Genomic DNA, 16,996 nt, shown 5'->3' on the forward strand with positions numbered 1-16,996 from the left:
GGGCCGCCCGCATGATTGAACTGCCGTGCTTCTACAGCCTGTCCTCGCCGTGGGCCTATCTCATGGGCCCGCAGCTCGAGGACATCGTGCGCCGCCACAAGGTGCGGCTGGTTCTGAAGCCGTTCGACTTCCAGGAGATCGTTCCGCGGACCGGTGGCGTACCGCTGCGGACGCGGCCGCCGGCCCGGCGCTCGTATCACGAGGAGGAATTGGACCGCTGGCGGCGCTACCTGCAGATGCCGCTGGCGCTCAAGCCCCGGTACTATCCCGAACAGGTCGTCGATCGGGACTGGAACAAGCGGCCGGGTTGGATGGTGATCGCCGCGCAGCTTCGCGGGCTCGACGCCTTCCGGCTGAGCCACGCACTGCTGCGGGCCCTCTGGGCCGAGGAGCGCGACACGGCGTCGGCGGACGTGCGGGTCGCGATCGCCGAGGAGAACGGGATGGACGGCCGGGAGCTGAACCAGGCCGAAATGAGTGACGAGGTTCAGGCGGCCTACCGGACTTTCACGCAGGAGGCCGAGGCGCTGCAGGTTTTCGGGGCGCCAACGTTCGTCGTCGATGGCGTGCGCTTCTGGGGCCAGGACCGTCTGGGATTTGTCGACCGGGCGCTCGACGCGCTGCGGGCCAAGTAGGAAAGCAAAGGGAGAGAAACATGCGCGGTCGTCAGGTCCTGTTGGAGACGCTGATCAATCACGGCGTCGATCGTATCTTCGGCAATCCCGGCACGACCGAGAGCCCGTTGCTCGATTCGCTGCCCGACTATCCGCAGCTCGAGTACATCGTGCACCTGCATGAGGGCGTCGCGACCGGCGCCGCCAACTTCTACGCGCAGGCCAGCGGCAAGACCGCCTTCGTGAACCTCCATGTGGCGCCCGGCCTCGGCAATGCGATCGGCGCGATCTACAGCGCGCTCAAGAACAATTCGCCGATGGTCGTGACGGCCGGCCAGCAGGACACGCGCATGCGCCTGCGCGATCCCATCCTCGGCCACGATCTCGCGTCGATCGCCGCGCCCGTCACCAAGTGGAGCGTTCAGGTCGAGCGCGCCGACGAGCTGGGCCCGATCCTGCAGCGCGCTTTCAAGATCGCCAACGAGGCGCCGGCCGGCCCGGTGTTCGTGGCGCTGCCGATCGACGTGATGGAGCAGGAGACTTCCATCCCGGCGGGCAAGCCCGGCCATTCCTATGCGGCCACACGGCCCGATCCGGCGGGCATCGCCGCGATGGCGAAGCTGCTGGCGGCAGCCAAGAGCCCGGCCATCGTCGCCGGTGACGATGTCGCCCGCGCCGGCGCCGACAAGACGCTGGTCAATCTCGTCGAGAAGCTCGGCGCGTCGGTGTGGTTCGAGGGCCTGCGCGGCCAGAACTCGTTCCCGACCGATCATCCGGCCTATTGCGGCACGCTCGCCTTCGATGCGGCGGGCATTGCCAAGCAGCTCGCGGGCAATGATCTCGTGCTGATGGTGGGCGGGCCCTTCTTCGAGGAAGTCTGGTACGCCGCCGGTTCGCCGTTCGCGGCCGGCACCAAGGTGCTGCAGATCGAGGGCGGCGCGTCGCGGCTCGCCCATAATTTCGCGCTCGATGCCGGCGTGGTGGCGGATGCCGGCGCGGCGCTCGAAGCGCTCGATGCGGCGTTGACCGGCGTCGATGCCGCGGCGGCCAAGAAGCGCAACGACGCGATGAAAGCCCGCAAGGCCGACGACGATGCCGCGCAGAAAGCGCGCGTGGAAAAGGCCTGGGCGCGCACGCCGACCTCGATGGCGCGATGCATGGCCGAGATCCGGGCCGGTTCGCCGAAAGATGTCGTCGTGGTCGACGAGACGATCACGGCCAACCTCGATCTCTTCAAGGCGTTCACCTTCAAGGGACCGGGCGATTACTACAGCGGTCGCGGCGGCGGCATCGGCCAGGGTCTGGCCGGCGCCATCGGTGTCGCAGTGGCCGAGAGCAAGCGGCCGATCCTCTGCGTGTCGGGCGACGGCTCGTCGATGTACTCGATCCAGGCGCTGTGGACGGCGGCGCATCACGACCTGCCGATCGTGTTCATCATCCTGGCGAACCGCGAGTATCGCGTGCTCAAGCACAATATCGACGCCTACCGCGCGCGCTTCGATGTGAAGTCGAACAAGCCCTACATGCACATGGACCTGACGGGCCCGACCATGGGCTTCGTCGATCTCGCCAAGGGCATGGGCGTCGCCGGCACCTACGTCGCCAAGGCCGACGACATCAAGGCGGCCGTCGAAGCCGCCTTCAAGTCCGGCAAGCCGCACCTCGTCGAGATCGAGATCGAAGGGAAGAGATAAGCGAGCCGGGCGCGCGCCACTTCAGTGGTGGGCGCCCAGCGACTTATCATTTCTGAAACGCCCGAACCTTTGCCTGATGGCCGCGTGCAGCGGCGGTCAGCATCGGGAGATCGTTGCCGGCGAGAATGAACTTCATTCCCTTGTCGGTGTAGATCTTGAGCAGCTCCTCGGTGTAGGCGCCGCCCATTCCCGGAAACTTGCCGTGCTTCTTGCAGGCGGCGATGACCTTGTCGACGGCGGCCTGGACCTTCGGGTTTCCGACGTCGCCGGGGATGCCCATCTCCATCGACAGGTCGCTGGAACCGACCAGCAGGCAATCGACGCCCGGCACGGCGGCGATCGCGTCGGCATTCTCGACCGCCTTCGGCGTCTCGATCATCACCACGATCAGCGTGTTGTCGTCCGACTTGGTCGTCATCTCCGCGAGCGGCATCGGTTCGTAGTCGAACTGCGCCTGGCCGCCGCCCACCGAGCGGTGGCCGCGCGGCGGGTAGCGCAGCTTGTCGGCGATCTCCTTGGCCTCTTCAGGCGTATCGACATGTGGGATGACGATGCCCAGGGCGCCGCCGTCGAGGACGCGCGTCGCCATGGTGAGCTCGCCGTAGGGCACGCGCACGATCGGGGCGATGCCTGAATCCTGGGCAGCGATCGCGATCTCGCAGGCCGTCTCGACCGACATCGATCCATGCTCGAGGTCGATGAACAGCCAGTCGAAGCCCGCCGCCTTCATGACCTTCACGATGTCGACGTTGCGGACCAACCGGACGCCGATGCCGATCGACAGCTCGTTCTTCTTCAGGCGCGCCTTGGCGGCATTGACTGCGAACGCCATTCTCTCCTCCATTGGTTCGTTCTTGCCCGGAGGAAGCTATTCGCCATGACTTTCAAAGTCGAACGCATCGACCATGTCGTGCTCCGCGTGCGCGATCTTGCCGGCATGGTGAAGTTCTACGAGCAGGCGCTGGATTTCCGCGAGGAGCGACGTATCGACACGCTGGGTCTTGTGCAGATGCGAGCAGGCGCCTCCTTGCTCGACCTGATTGCGAATGATGTGCAGGTGACCACGAGGAACATGGATCACCTGTGTTTCCGCATAGAACCGTTCGATCGTGACGCCATCGTCACGCGCCTGGAGCCACTCGGGATATCGGTCGGCGGAACCGTCGAGCGTTACGGTGCGGAAGGCACGGGCCCCTCCGTCTATTTCCATGATCCGGAAGGCAACCAGATAGAACTGAAAGGGCCGGCGCTTTAGCTTTTGGCCGGTACACACGATGTGCTAGCGTCGCCCGCAACGGGGAATAAACAACACGCCCGATCTCGCGTGAGTCTGGGAGGACTAACACCATGCGTACCCGCTTGGCATTCATTGCCGGCAGCCTGGCCGCTTTCGTTGCGGCCTCTGCACCCGCCTTCGCTCAGAAGCAGGGCGGCACCTTGCGTATTTCCCATCGTGACAATCCGCCGAGCGCCTCGATCCACGAGGAAGCGACCATCTCGGTCAATCAGCCGTTCATGGCTGTGTTCAACAATCTCGTCCTGTTCGATCCCAACGAGAAGGTGAACAGCCCCGACAAGATCGTGCCCGATCTCGCCGAGAGCTGGACGTGGAGCCCCGACAACAAGCAGCTCACCTTCAAGCTGCGTTCGGGTGTGAAGTGGCACGACGGCAAGCCGTTCTCGGCCAAGGACGTGAAGTGCACCTGGGACGCGCTGACCGGCAAGGGTGACGAGAAGGCCGACATCATCCGCAAGAACCCGCGCAAGGTCTGGTACTCCAACCTCGAGGAAGTGACGGTTGGTTCGGACACCGAGGTGACCTTCAAGCTCAAGAACCCGCAGCCGTCGTTCCTGTCGATGCTGGCGGCCGGCTATTCGCCGGTCTACTCCTGCCATGTGAATGGCCGCGACATGCGTTCCAAGCCGATCGGCACGGGCCCGTTCAAGGTCGCCGACTTCAAGCGCAACGAATCGATCAAGCTGGTGCGCAATCCCGACTACTGGAAGAAGGGCCGTCCCTACCTCGACGCCATCGACTGGAAGATCGTGCCGAATCGCAGCACCCGCATGCTGGGCTTCGTGGCCGGTGAGTTCGACATGACGTTCGACTCCGACGTCACCTTCCCGATGCTGGCCGACGTCAAGGCGCAGAAGGCCGATGCGATCTGCGAAGCGCGTCCGACCAACGTCAACGCCAACATCCTGATCAACCGCGACGCGCCGCCGTTCGACAATCCCGAACTGCGCCGCGCCCTCGTGCTGGCGCTCGACCAAAAGCCCTTCAACGACATCCTGTTCCAGGGCAACGCCCTGATCGGTGCGGCCATGCTGCCGCCGCCGGCCGGCTTCTGGGGCATGCCCGCCGACCAGCTCGCGTCGCTGCCGGGCTTCGGCACCGACATCGACAAGAACCGGGCCGAGGCGCGTAAGATCATGGAGAAGCTCGGCTACTCCAAGGACAAGCCGCTGAAGATCAAGGTCTCGACCCGCAACATCGCGATCTATCGCGATCCGGCGGTCATCCTGATCGACCAGCTGAAGAGCATCTACATCGACGGCGAGCTCGATCCGATCGACACGACGGTCTGGTACACCAAGATCCAGCGCAAGGATTACTCGGTGGGCATGAACCTGACCGGTGTCGGCGTCGACGATCCCGACGTCAATTTCTTCGAGAACTTCCACTCGACGTCGGATCGCAACTACACCGCCTACAAGAACCCGGAAGTCGACAAGCTGATCGAGCAGCAGTCGGCCGAGACGGATCGCGAGAAGCGCAAGAAGCTGGTGTGGGAGATCGAGAAGAAGCTCGCCGAGGACGGCGCGCGTCCCGTGATCAACCACAACGTTGCCAACACCTGCTGGTCGCCGAAGATGAAGGGCCTCGTGTTGCAACAGAACAGCATCTACAACGGCTGGCGTTTCGAAGACGTCTGGCTCGACCGCTAACCCACTCAACCCGCCGCCGCCAAGGGAATCCTGATGGGGTCTTATCTGATCCGCCGCGTACTGCTGATGGCGTTGACGCTCTTCGGAATGTCGATCCTCATCTTCGTGATGCTGCGGCTCGTACCGGGCAATGTCGCCGACATCCTCGTGGATTCGGCGGGCATCGCGGACCCCAAGGAGAAGGCCAAGATCGCGCGCGAGCTCGGTCTCGACCGGCCGATCCATGAGCAATACATGCATTGGATCGGCGGCCTGTCGCGCGGCGACCTGGGCTTTGCCTACATCTCGGAGCGGCCGGCGATCGACGAGATCGCCCCGCGCATTCCGATCAGCGCCAAGCTCGCGGGCCTGGCGCTGTTCTTCTCGGTGATCCTCGGCGTGCCGCTCGGTGTCATCAGCGCGGTCCGCCAGAACACCGGCTTCGACTATTTCCTGCGAATATTAAGTCTCAGCGGATTGTCGCTACCATCCTTCTGGCTGGGACTGCTGATCTTGATGGCGTCGGTCCAATGGTTCGGCATGATTCCGATCTACACCAACGAACCGCGAAGTTTCATCGACGAGATGCTGCTGCTCAGCATTCCCGCCGCGGCCGTGGGCTTCCGCAGCTCGGCGCTGATCATGCGCCTCACGCGCTCCTCGATGCTCGAAGTGCTGCGCCAGGATTACATCCGCACCGCCCGCTCCAAGGGCGCCTCGCAGACCTCGGTCAACTACGAGCATGCGCTGCGCAATGCGCTGCTGCCCGTGGTGACCATCATCGGCATCGAGGCGGCCTTCCTGGTGGGCGGCCTCATCGTCACCGAGACGGTGTTCAACATTCCCGGCGTGGCGCGCTTCCTCGTCGAGGCCATCCTGTGGCGCGACTATCCGATCGTGCAGAACCTCGTGATGCTGATTGCCTTCGTCGTGGTGATGGTCAATTTCCTGGTCGACATGGCCTACATGGCCCTCGATCCCCGCATCAAGTTCGCGGACTGAGGGCAGCATGGCAGTCATCAATCACGAAGCCGCACTCGAGCGCGCCGGCGCCAATGTCACGACGTTCGGCGGTCAGATGCGCTTCATGGCGCGCCGCTACCCGCTGGGGGCGGTCGGTGCGCTCATCGTCCTGATCTTCATCTGCACGGCGCTGTTCGCCAACTTCATCGCGCCGATGGATCCCACGGCCACCAACGCCAAGATGTCGCTGGCCAAGCCCGGAGCACAGTATCTGCTGGGCGCCGACTTCATGGGCCGCGACATGTTCAGCCGTATCGTTCACGGCGCGCGCATCTCGCTGGCCGTCGGCGCCGGCGCCACCCTGCTGGGCGGCGTGCTGGGCGTCGCGATCGGCCTGATGTCGGGCTATCTCGGCGGCACGTTCGATCTCGCGACCCAGCGCCTGATGGACATCATGCAGTCGCTGCCGTTGCTGGTGATGGCGCTGGTGATGGCCGCTTCGCTCGGACCGTCGCTGCAGAACACGATCATCGCCATCGCCATTCCGCTGGTGCCCAGCGTCGCGCGCGTGGTGCGATCCAGTACCTTGTCGCTGCGCGAGCAGCCCTTCGTCGAGGCCGCCCGCGCCGTCGGCATGGGCGAGCTGCGCATCGCGGTGCGCCATGTGCTCCCCAACACGCTGGCGCCGCTGATCGTTCTCGGCACCGCGCAGCTCGGCTCGGCCATCCTGACCGAGGCGTCGCTGTCGTTCCTCGGTCTCGGCATCCCCGAGCCTTATCCGTCCTGGGGCCGCATGCTCTCGGAGTCGGCGGCGGAATATGTCCGCACCGCGCCGTGGCTGGTGATCTTCCCCGGTGTCGCGATCAGCCTCACCGTGTTCGGCACCAACCTGCTGGGTGACGCGCTGCGCGACATCCTCGACCCCCGTCAACGTACGTGAGTTCGGCGTCCATGAGCGCTCTCCTGGAGGTCTCGGACCTCGGTACCTGGTTCTATACGCGGCAGGGCATCGTCAAGGCGGTCGACGGCGTCGACTTCCAGGTCGCGTCCGGCGAGACGCTGGCAATCGTCGGCGAATCCGGCTGCGGCAAGAGCATGACGGCGCTGTCGCTGATGCGCCTGATCCCCGATCCGCCGGGGCGCATCGTCTCGGGCGCGATCAAGCTCGGCGGCCGCGACCTGATGAAGATCACCGAAGAGGAGATGCGGAAGGTCCGCGGCAACGAGATCTCGATGATCTTCCAGGAGCCGATGACCTCGCTGAACCCGGTGATGACCATCGGCAAGCAGATCGCCGAGTCGCTTATCCTGCATCGCGACATGGATCGTTCGCAGGCGATGAAGCGGGCCGTGGAGATGCTCGACCTGGTGCGGATTCCCGCGCCGGCGCAACGGGCCAAGGAATATCCGCACCAACTGTCGGGCGGCATGCGCCAGCGCGCCATGATCGCCATGGCGCTGGCCTGCAATCCGAAGGTCCTGATCGCCGACGAGCCGACCACGGCGCTCGACGTCACCATCCAGGCGCAGATCCTCGAGCTGATCGTCGAGCTGCAGCGCGAGTTCAGCGCGGCGGTGATCCTGATCACTCACGATCTCGGCGTCGTCGCCGAGACCGCGCATCGCGTCATCGTCATGTATGCCGGCCGCAAGGTCGAGGAAGCGACGGTGGGCGAGTTGTTCGCCCGGCCGATGCACCCCTACACGTCGGGCCTGATGGCCTCGATCCCGCGCCTCGACCTGATGCGCGGCCAGGCCGAGCGCACGCAGGGACGATTGCAGGAAATTCCCGGCATCGTGCCGGCGCTGTTCGACCTGCCGACGGGCTGCGCCTTCGCGCCGCGCTGCCCCAAGGCTGACGATCTCTGCCGCCGCGAGCGGCCCTCCTACGAGGAGAAGCAGCCCGGCCACTGGGCCGCCTGCTGGCATGCCAATGGTTAGTGCAAACGCCCCTGTGATCGAGGTCAAGGACCTCAAGAAGCACTTCCCGGTGAAGAAGGGCCTGCTGCGCCGCACGGTCGGGCAGGTCTACGCCGTGGATGGAGTCACTTTCTCCGTCGGGGTCGGCGAGACGCTGGGCCTGGTGGGCGAGAGCGGCTGCGGCAAGACGACCGCCGGCCGCGCCGTGCTGCGCCTGACCGAACCGACCTCCGGTTCGATCAAGGTCGAGGGCAAGGAGATCACCGGCCTGTCGAAGTCCGAGCTGCGCCCCTACCGGCGGCAGATGCAGATCATCTTCCAGGATCCGTTCTCCTCGCTGAACCCGCGCATGACGGCGGGCGACATCGTGGGCGAGCCGCTGCTGGTCCATGGTGTCGGGAACGCCAAGGAACGCCAGGCGGAGGTCGAGGCGCTGTTCGCGCGGGTCGGCCTGCGCAAGGCGCAGATGAAGAATTACCCGCATCAGTTCTCGGGCGGTCAGCGCCAGCGCATCGGCATCGCCCGCGCGCTCGCCCTGGGGCCGAAGCTGATCGTGGGCGACGAGCCGGTGTCGGCGCTCGACGTGTCGATCCAGGCGCAGGTCATCAACCTGCTGATGGACCTGCAGCGCGAGCGCCAGCTCTCCTACCTGTTCATCTCGCACAATCTCGCGGTGGTGGAGCATATCAGCCACCAGATCGCGGTGATGTATCTCGGCCGCATCGTCGAATACGCCGACACGCGCTCGATCTTCACCAACGCGCAGCACCCCTATACCGAGGCGCTGCTGTCGGCCGTGCCGGTGCCGGACCCCGCCATCAAGCGCAAGAAGCTGGTGCTGCAGGGCGACGTGCCGAGCCCGGTGAACCCGCCCTCGGGGTGCCATTTCCACACGCGCTGCCCCTACGCGGTTGCCCGCTGCAAGGTCGAGGTGCCTGCGCTGCGCGAAATTGCGCCGGGGCACCAGGTCTCCTGCCACCTGCGGTAGGCGTTTCGGTATACGCGGCTCTCCCCTGAGAGGGAGTCGCACTCGGTTACAGACGCGCTACACTCGCTCCAAAGGGAGAGAGGAAGCGTCATGGCCAATTGGGATTACATCATCGTCGGCGCCGGCTCGGCCGGCTGCGTGCTGGCCAACCGGCTGACCGAGGACGCCAACGTCAAGGTGCTGTTGCTCGAGGCCGGTCCGCGCGACAAGTCGATGTGGATCGATATCCCGGCCGGCTTCACCAAGCTGCTGAACCACGAGAAATTCAACTGGAACTTCCAGATGGAGGCGGAGGAGGGCATGGCCAACCGCCGCATCCCCTGTCCGCGCGGTCGTGCGCTCGGCGGCTCCAGTTCGATCAACGGCATGCTCTACGTGCGCGGCCAGCCGCTCGACTACGACACCTGGGGGCAGCTCGGCAATCGCGGCTGGTCCTACGAGCGGATCCTTCCCTATTTCAAGAAGTCGGAGAATTACGAGCCCGGCGGCGACGACAGCCGCGGCAAGGGCGGTCCGCTGAACGTCGCGGAAATGCGCGAGACCAACGAGCTCTGCGACGCCTTCATCGATGCCGCGGAAGCGAGCGGCTTCCCGAAGAACAAGGACTACAACAACGGCAACCAGGAAGGCTTCGGCTACTTCCAGGTGACGATGAAGGACGGCAAGCGCTGGTCGACGGCACGCGCCTTCCTCGACCCGATCCGCAATCGCCCGAACCTCCAGATCATCACCGATGCGCTGGTCGACAACCTCATCCTCGAGGGCAAGCGCTGCGTCGGCGTCGCCTACACGGTGCACGGCCGCAAGCAGGAGGCACGGTGCGGCCGTGAGGTCATCGTCTCGGCCGGCGCGGTGCAGTCGCCGGGCGTGCTCGAACATTCCGGCATCGGCCAGCCCGAGCTGCTGCGCCGCTACGGCATCGAGGTGAAGCACGAGCTCAAGGGCGTCGGCGAGAATTACGGCGACCACTTCGCGCCGCGCATGAACTGGCGCGTCAAGCTGCCGGTCACGCTGAACGAGAAGACGCGCGGCGTGAACCTCGTGAAGGAGGTCATCAAGTATTACGCGACCGGCCGCGGCGCGCTCAGCCTGACTGCGGGCGTCGTCTACGGCTTCGTGCGCACGCGGCCGGGCCTCGAATCGCCCGACATGCAGTTCCACATGGCCCATGCCAGCTACGACACGGCACAGAAGCGCGACCTCGAGCGCGAGCCCGGCATGACAGTGGTGATCGGCCAGTGCCGCCCGGACTCACGCGGCTCGATCCACATCAAGTCGGCGACGCCGGGCTCCGAGCCCGCGATCCGGCCGAACTTCCTGTCGGCCCAGACCGACCGGGACGCCACGGTCGCGGGCATGCAGATCGCCCGCAAGATCGTCTCCCATCCGTCGCTCTCGAAGTACATCGCCTTCGAGAACACGCCGGGCGACAAGGTCCAGAGCTACGATGAGTGGCTGAGCTTCGCCCGCGGCAACGGCCAGACGACCTATCACGTGATCGGCACCTGCAAGATGGGCTCCGATCCCATGGCGGTCGTCGACGACCGGCTGCGGGTCCACGGCATTGCCGGCCTCCGGGTGATCGACGCCTCGATCATGCCGACCGTCCCGTCGGGCAACACCAACGCCCCCACGATCATGGTTGCCGAGAAGGGCGCGGACATGATCAAAGAAGATGCCAAGGCGGGCCTCAAGGCCGCGGCCTGAGGCCTGAATATGGGGGACGTGATGAAGCCTGTGAGGTCCATTCTCGCCGTTCTGGCGATCGGCGCGCTGGTCGCGGGCTGCGAAGGCGTGACGCCCAAGACCGAGTCCAAGCGGGACATGCTGGCCGATTCCGGCTTCAAGGTGGTGTCGCTGAAGACGCCGGGCCAGACGGCCTCGTTCAAGAAGCTGCCGCCGCACAAGCTCGTCCGGAAGACCTATCAGGGCAAGCCGGTCTGGGTTTACGCCGACCCGACCATGTGCGGCTGCCTCTACATGGGTACGCAGAACAACTACAACGCCTACATCAAGGAGGCGTCGAAGCAGATGATCTCCACGGCGATGCGCAACAACTTCTCCGACGATCCCTACGATCCGACCAGCATGGACAATGCCGTCGACAACGACTGGGATTGGGGCGAGTGGGGCAATCCGGGCCTCTACGGCCTGCCGTACTGAGAACGGCCTGAAATCAAAACGCCCGGTGGAGCGATCCGCCGGGCGTTTTTCTTTGGGTGAAGCTGCCGGCTACTTCGGTTGCGTCGCCGGCACGCCCAGCGAGAGCATGAGGCGGTTGGCCCAGTTGAAGAAGGAGGCTGCGCCGATCAGGTCGGCGATGGCGGCATCGTCGAGGCCGACGGCGCGCAGGCGTTCGACATGCTCCTTGCCGAAGGTCATGGGCAGCGCCGTGAGTGCGACCGAGGCCGCCACGATCGCTTCCCAGCGCTCGTCGAGCTTGGCGTCGACGCCCTCGTCGAGCAGCCGCTGCACGTCGTCGACCCTCTTTGAATAGGTCGCGGCGAAGCGGGCATGGACGGAGGCGCAGTAGATGCAGCCGTTCAGGCGCGACGTCGCCGCCGCCGCCAACTCGCGCTCGGCGCGCGGCAGGCCGGCTTCGGGATTATAGAAGATGTCCTTGTCGGTCCGCGTGCGCGCTTCCAGCACGTCGGGATCGCGCGCCAGCAGCCTGAAGTACGGCGACTTCACGCGCGCCGCGTCGACCAGGCTCTTGATGTGATGCTCGGTCATCTCGGCTTCGGCCATCGGCTCCAGCCAGGGCAGCCAGTCGAGCATGTCGCGGGTGAAGACGACCGGCTCGGTGTGCGGCGGCGGTGTCAGGGTCTTGTCGGTGCTCATAGCGTGCTCGCGAGGACGGTCAGGCCGGAAACGACCCGGATCTGGTAAGAGAGGAAGGAGACGAGCTGGGAGACCGTCACGATGTCGTTGGTCGACCAGCCGGCATCGAGCAGCGACTGCAGCGACGGGGCCGAGGCGTCGCGCGGATGGAACACCAGCATGTGCGTATGCTCGAAAGCGGCCGCGAGGCGCGGCCCCAGCGCGGCGCGTCCGGCGGGACTCACCTTCCAGCTCGGACCCGGTGCGTCCTCGACCGAGAGCGGTCCCTTGGGGAAGTGACCGTAGGGCCCTTTGGTCTTTGCGGCAGCGACCTCGGCGGCGACGGCCGCGCGCAGGGACGCCGGCAGCTTGGCGGCATAGAACGCATCCGTCTTCGGCTCGCCGTGCAGGCCCGCCACGAACGCCGCGATGGCATGGCGCTCATCGGCGCTGACGCCGGCCAGATCCGCCGGCTCGAACAGCGACGTGAAGCTCGCCTGGGCGTGCTTGCGCGCCTCGATGCGCTGGGCGCGGATTGCGTCCAGCTTTGAGCCCGGTGCGATTCCCACCAGGCTGTCGATCACGTCCGTCATGCGACTTGTCTCGTCCCCGCTTTGACTTCGGGCGCCCAGCCCAATGCGGGCGCCACCTTCTCGGCCAGCAGCTCGATCGACCGCAGGATATAGGGGTGCGGCGGATCAATCGAGTGAACCTGCATCGTGAGGTCGGTCGCGCGCTCCAGGGTCGAATCGCCCTGCAGCGAGGCGATCACCTCGTCAGGCGTACCGATATGAACGTCCATCGCCGCGATCAGGTCGCCGACCAGGCTGCCCGACGTGAAATTGCCCGTGGCGGCCAGCCGGTGGCGCAGGCGCGACAGGCCGATCTCGGCGAGGCGCATCGCCTCCTTGCGGTCGTCGGCCACGAAGATCGTGCGCGAGGCCAGGATGCGCGGCTCGACACCCTTCGGCAGGGCCTCGAGGTAAGCATCGAGCATCGGGTTCTGGATGTCGGCCAGCGAAGCGCGCGGCGCGTCGGTCGGGCGCGGCTGGGTGCGCGACAGCATCAGCCCGTCGCCCGCCAGTCCGGCGCGTCGCGCGCCTGCAACCGTGAACGTCGCCTGCCAGATGCGGTCGACCAGGGTCGGGCTCGCCGGGTAGAGCTTGTCGCCGCCCGGCAGCGTGCCGCCCGACCAGGCGGTCTTCAGCATGGCGAGGTTGTGGTCGAACAGGTTGTGGCGCTGATCGCTTTCGAGGCCGAAGGCGGTGAAGGCCGTGAGGTTGCCGCCCGGGCCGACGCCTACTTCGAGGCGGCCGCCGCTTAAAAGGTCGGTGACGACGGCATCCTCGGCGACGCGGATCGGCAGTTCGAGCGGCAAGGTGACGATGCCGGTGCCGAGCCGGATGCGCGAGGTGTGGGCCGCGGCGTGCGCCAGGAACACGAAGGGTGCGGGCAGGCCGCCTTCGCCTTCATGGAAGTGATGCTGCGCGATCCAGGCCGAGTCGAAGCCGTGCTTCTCGGCATGCGCGATCTGCTGGGTCGCGAGCCGGTAGCGCTCGGCGGCGTCCACCTGATCGAGCAGGCGGGTGAAGAAGCCGAGTCGCTTGATCGGGAAGGTCTTCATGGGCTCAACCTTGGCGGAAGTTCGGGCGGCACGGCAAGGACCGGCGGCAGGCTGCGACCGGGAATGGCGTCGATCAGCTCGCGCGTGTAGGCGCTGTCGGGACGGCCGAAGACGGTCTCGATGGGCCCGCCATCGACCTGCCGGCCCTTGTGCATGACCGACACCGTATCGGAGATCTGCCGCACCACCGCGAGGTCATGCGAGACGAACAGGTAGGTGAGGCCCAGGGTCTTCTGCAGCTCGTCGAGCAGGGCGAGGATCTGCGCCTGCACGGTGACGTCGAGCGCCGACACGGCTTCGTCGAGCACCAGCACCCTCGGATCGAGCACGAGGGCGCGGGCAATCGCAACGCGCTGTCGTTGCCCGCCCGACAGGGCGCGCGGATGGCGTTCGAGGAAGTTCTCGGACAGGCCCACACGCGCCAGCATGTCGCGCACCTTGCGGGCGCGGTCGGCCGCGGGGATCGGCTCGAAGTTGAGCAACGGTTCCTCGACGATGCGCGCAATGGTCTGGCGCGGATCGAGCGAGCCGTAGGGGTTCTGGTAGACGAGCTGGATGTGCTTGCGGAACTGCCGCAGCTTCTCACCCTTCAACGTGGTGAGATCGACGCCGTCGACCAGGATGCGACCAGCGGTCGGCTTGATGAAGCCCACGACGCTGCGGATGGCCGTGGTCTTGCCGGAGCCCGATTCGCCCACGATCGCATGCGTGGTGCCGCGCCGTACCTTGAACGACACGTTGTCGAGCGCGCGGAAAGACTTGGTCTCGCCGCCGGTCAGCGGGAAATCGTGCGTGAGGCCGGTGACCTCGATGGCGAAGTCCTGGGTGTCGGCTCCCGTCCGGACCGGTCTCGGCTTGCCGAGCGAGGGCGCGTCGGCGAGCAGGCGGCGCGTATAGGCGCTGCGCGGCGCGGCCAACACCTCTTTCACCGGGCCCTGTTCCTGGATACGGCCATGCTGCAGCACCACCAGCCGGTCGGCGCGGTCGGCGGCGACGCCGAGATCGTGCGTCACCAGAAGCACGGCCGTGCCGCTCTCGCGGCGCAGCTCGTCGATCAGGTCGAGGATGCGCCGCTGCACCGTGACGTCGAGTGCGCTGGTCGGCTCGTCGGCCACGATCAGCGCGGGCTTCAGCGCGACGGCGATGGCGATCAGCACCCTCTGCTTCATGCCGCCCGAGAGTTCGTGCGGATACTGCTTGGCGCGCATCTCGGCCGGTGTCAGGCCGACGCGTTCCAGCAATTCGATGACGCGTGCCTGGATGGCCTTGCGGTCGCCGCGCTTGTGGATCTGCAGCACTTCGGCGAGCTGCGAGCCGATGGTGCGCACCGGATTGAGTGAGCTGCCGGGATCCTGCGGGATCAGGCTGACGACGGCGCCACGGATCGAATCCAGCCGCTTCTGGGACCAGTTGGTGATGTCGGTGCCGTTGAGGCGGATGGTGCCGCCCTCGACCCTGCCGTTGCCGGCCAGCAGGCCGAGCGTCGCCTGCGCCGTCGTGGTCTTGCCCGATCCGGACTCGCCCACCAGCGCCACGACCTCGCCGGGCGCGACGCTGAAGGAGACGCCGTGCACGACCCGCTGCTCGCGATCGCCGGTCTTGTAGGCAATCGCCAGATCGTCGACCTGGAGAAGGGGAGGGGCGGTCATGGTGCGGTCCTGCCGAGAGCCTTGCTGATGCGGTCGGCCGACAGCACGACCAGCACGACGACGATGCCGGGCGCGGCGGTGAGCCACCAGGCGCGCGAGAGGTAGTTGCGGCCCTCGGCGATCAGCAGACCCCATTCCGGCGTCGGCGGCGGTGCGCCGTAGCCCAGGAAGCCCAAGGTCGAGATGGCGAGGATGGCGGAGCCGAACTGAAGCGCGGCCAGCGCGATCACCGAGGTCAAAGAGTTGGGCAGGACATGGCGATAGAGGACGGCCCAGAAGGTGCCGCCGCTGCCGAAGGCCGCCTCGACATATTCGCTGCGCCGGACCCTCACGACTTCCGACCGCGCGAGGCGGGCGAAGCGCGCGACGGAGACAGCGCCAACCGCGATGGCGACATTGATGGTGCCGAAGCCCAGCAGCACGATGATGCTGAGCGATAGCAGCAGCGAGGGCACGGCCAGCATCGAATCGACCATGCGCATGATCACCGCGTCGATCCAGCCGCCGCGCGCGCCAGCGATCAGGCCGAGCAGGGTGCCCAGTATAAGGCCGACCGTGACGGCGACGAAGGCGCCGGACAGCGAATGCCGCGCGCCGTAGACGATGCGGGCATAGACGTCGCGGCCGAGCCCGTCGGTGCCGAGGATGTGCTCAGCGCTGGGCGGGCGGAGCTGTTCGCCCGGCACGCCCTCGGTGCCGCTGTAGCCGGTGAAGAGTGACGGCAGCGCCGCCCAGGCCAGTACGATGAACACGATGGCCCAGGCCAGCGCCAGCGTGGGCGATACGCGCTTCAGCCGCGTGGTCCAGCCGGGCTGCAGGTCGGCGGCCGCGCCGCTTGCGGTTTCCGCGGTCATGCCAGCGCTCCCGCCTTGGTGCCGAGCCGGGGATCGAGCACGGGATAGAGCAGATCGACGATCAGGTTGATCGTGACGAAGGCAAGGGCGGAGATCACGACGATGGCCTGCAGCACCGCCGTGTCGTGGTTGCCCACAGCCTGGTAGGTGAGGCCGCCCAGGCCGCTCAGGCCAAACACCGCCTCGGTGACGACGGCGCCGGCCAGCAGCTCGCCGAACAGGACGCCCGCGATGGTCAGCGTCGGCAGGATGGCGTTGCGTGCCACGTGCTTCCACAGGACCCAGTTGCGCGAGGCGCCCTTGGCGCGCGCGACGGCGACGAAGGGCTGCGCCAGCACCTGGTCGATGTTGCGCATCAGGATCTGCGCCAGCGGAGCCGAGATCGGTATGGCCAGTGTCAGGACCGGCAGGACCAGCCGTTCGACCGGGCCGGGGCTGATGACCGAGACCAGGCCGAGCTGGAAGGAGAAGACCTGGATCAGCATGATGCCGAGCCAGAAGACCGGCACCGAGATGAACAGCGAGGGTAGCGACTGCAGCCCGGCCCGCAGCCATTCCATGCCGACCATGTTCGAGACGGTGGCCAGGATGATCGTCAGGACCATCGCCGCCGCGAAGGCGAGCGAGGCGAGCAGCAGGGTCGGCGGCAGGTTGGTCGCGAGCTGCTGGCTCACTGGCACGCCGGCCTGGATCGAGACGCCGAAATTGCCGGTGAGGAAGTTGCCCGCGGTCGTGAAGTAACGCTCCCACAGCGGCCGGTCCGCGCCATAGGAGGCGCGGATCTCGGCGATCTGATCGGCCGTGAGACCCATGTCGGGACTCATGAACTTGATCATGATCGCGTCGCCCGGCAGCACCTGCAGCAGCAGGAAGGCCGCCGTGAAGGTGAGCGCCAGGACGGCGAGAGCCTGTCCGACCCGGCCGAGGAGATAGCGCGCCATC

Annotated in this window: 17 protein-coding genes; 10 read left to right on the forward strand and 7 right to left on the reverse strand. The window is 66.4% G+C overall.

The genetic code is table 11. The features are described 5' to 3' along the window. Window positions 1-11 precede the first annotated feature (11 nt). Both AC1RP5_RS05340 and AC1RP5_RS05345 read left to right on the forward strand, forming a co-directional pair. Window positions 12-635 (forward strand): 2-hydroxychromene-2-carboxylate isomerase, encoded by a 624-nt coding sequence (locus AC1RP5_RS05340; protein WP_493109556.1) that lies wholly within the window; start codon window positions 12-14, stop codon window positions 633-635. 20 nt (window positions 636-655) lie between these two features. Then, window positions 656-2,308, forward strand: coding sequence for a thiamine pyrophosphate-binding protein (locus AC1RP5_RS05345; protein WP_493109557.1), 1,653 nt, complete (start codon window positions 656-658; stop codon window positions 2,306-2,308). 46 nt (window positions 2,309-2,354) lie between these two features. On the opposite strand, the gene AC1RP5_RS05350 is transcribed toward AC1RP5_RS05345, so the two are convergent. Beyond that, window positions 2,355-3,140, reverse strand: coding sequence for an HpcH/HpaI aldolase family protein (locus AC1RP5_RS05350; protein ID WP_493109558.1), 786 nt, complete (start codon window positions 3,138-3,140; stop codon window positions 2,355-2,357). A 45-nt stretch (window positions 3,141-3,185) separates the two neighbouring features. Here AC1RP5_RS05350 and AC1RP5_RS05355 point away from each other — a divergent pair, with 45 nt between their 5' ends. From AC1RP5_RS05355 to AC1RP5_RS05390, 8 genes are all read left to right on the forward strand, one after another. Beyond that, window positions 3,186-3,563: a VOC family protein gene (locus AC1RP5_RS05355; protein ID WP_493109559.1), complete on the forward strand. Its 378-nt coding sequence runs from the start codon at window positions 3,186-3,188 to the stop codon at window positions 3,561-3,563. 92 nt (window positions 3,564-3,655) lie between these two features. Then, the gene (locus tag AC1RP5_RS05360; protein WP_493109560.1) at window positions 3,656-5,257 is read left to right on the forward strand and encodes an ABC transporter substrate-binding protein; all 1,602 of its coding nucleotides are present in this window, start codon (window positions 3,656-3,658) and stop codon (window positions 5,255-5,257) included. 33 nt (window positions 5,258-5,290) lie between these two features. Continuing rightward, window positions 5,291-6,238 (forward strand): ABC transporter permease, encoded by a 948-nt coding sequence (locus AC1RP5_RS05365; protein WP_493109561.1) that lies wholly within the window; start codon window positions 5,291-5,293, stop codon window positions 6,236-6,238. A 7-nt stretch (window positions 6,239-6,245) separates the two neighbouring features. Next, a complete protein-coding gene (locus AC1RP5_RS05370) occupies window positions 6,246-7,139 on the forward strand; it encodes an ABC transporter permease (RefSeq protein ID WP_493109562.1) in 894 nt (297 codons plus the stop codon). A gap of 11 nt (window positions 7,140-7,150) precedes the next feature. After that, a complete protein-coding gene (locus tag AC1RP5_RS05375; protein WP_493109563.1) occupies window positions 7,151-8,140 on the forward strand; it encodes an ABC transporter ATP-binding protein in 990 nt (329 codons plus the stop codon). Next, window positions 8,133-9,107, forward strand: coding sequence for an ABC transporter ATP-binding protein (locus tag AC1RP5_RS05380; protein ID WP_493109564.1), 975 nt, complete (start codon window positions 8,133-8,135; stop codon window positions 9,105-9,107). The genes AC1RP5_RS05375 and AC1RP5_RS05380 overlap by 8 nt, the downstream gene beginning before the upstream one ends. 90 nt (window positions 9,108-9,197) lie before the next feature. Then, a complete protein-coding gene (locus tag AC1RP5_RS05385) occupies window positions 9,198-10,814 on the forward strand; it encodes a GMC family oxidoreductase (RefSeq protein ID WP_493109565.1) in 1,617 nt (538 codons plus the stop codon). Window positions 10,815-10,835: 21 nt separating this feature from the next. Next, on the forward strand, window positions 10,836-11,270 hold the full coding sequence (locus AC1RP5_RS05390) for a hypothetical protein (RefSeq protein ID WP_493109566.1): 435 nt from the start codon (window positions 10,836-10,838) through the stop codon (window positions 11,268-11,270). Between the two features lie 69 nt (window positions 11,271-11,339). Here AC1RP5_RS05390 and AC1RP5_RS05395 read toward each other — a convergent pair whose 3' ends face one another. From AC1RP5_RS05395 to AC1RP5_RS05420, 6 genes are read right to left on the reverse strand one after another with little or no spacing between them, the layout of a single operon-like run. Next, entirely contained in the window at window positions 11,340-11,948 is a 609-nt protein-coding gene (locus tag AC1RP5_RS05395; RefSeq protein ID WP_493109567.1) for an alkylhydroperoxidase domain protein, read from the reverse strand. Then, complete coding sequence (locus AC1RP5_RS05400) at window positions 11,945-12,520, reverse strand: CMD domain protein (protein WP_493109568.1); 576 nt, start codon at window positions 12,518-12,520, stop codon at window positions 11,945-11,947. The genes AC1RP5_RS05395 and AC1RP5_RS05400 overlap by 4 nt, the downstream gene beginning before the upstream one ends. Then, window positions 12,517-13,551 (reverse strand): putative FMN-dependent luciferase-like monooxygenase, encoded by a 1,035-nt coding sequence (locus AC1RP5_RS05405; RefSeq protein ID WP_493109569.1) that lies wholly within the window; start codon window positions 13,549-13,551, stop codon window positions 12,517-12,519. The genes AC1RP5_RS05400 and AC1RP5_RS05405 overlap by 4 nt, the downstream gene beginning before the upstream one ends. After that, window positions 13,548-15,200: a dipeptide ABC transporter ATP-binding protein gene (locus tag AC1RP5_RS05410; RefSeq protein ID WP_493109570.1), complete on the reverse strand. Its 1,653-nt coding sequence runs from the start codon at window positions 15,198-15,200 to the stop codon at window positions 13,548-13,550. The genes AC1RP5_RS05405 and AC1RP5_RS05410 overlap by 4 nt, the downstream gene beginning before the upstream one ends. Beyond that, window positions 15,197-16,054 carry an ABC transporter permease gene (locus AC1RP5_RS05415; RefSeq protein WP_493109571.1) on the reverse strand — a complete coding sequence of 286 codons (858 nt, stop codon included), beginning with the start codon at window positions 16,052-16,054 and terminating at the stop codon, window positions 15,197-15,199. The genes AC1RP5_RS05410 and AC1RP5_RS05415 overlap by 4 nt, the downstream gene beginning before the upstream one ends. Next, window positions 16,051-16,995, reverse strand: coding sequence for an ABC transporter permease (locus AC1RP5_RS05420; protein ID WP_493109572.1), 945 nt, complete (start codon window positions 16,993-16,995; stop codon window positions 16,051-16,053). Before AC1RP5_RS05420 ends, AC1RP5_RS05415 begins: the two co-directional genes overlap by 4 nt. Between the last annotated feature and the right edge of the window lies 1 nt (window position 16,996).

It is taken from the genome of Reyranella sp. GW821-FHT12G01, from assembly GCF_058806575.1.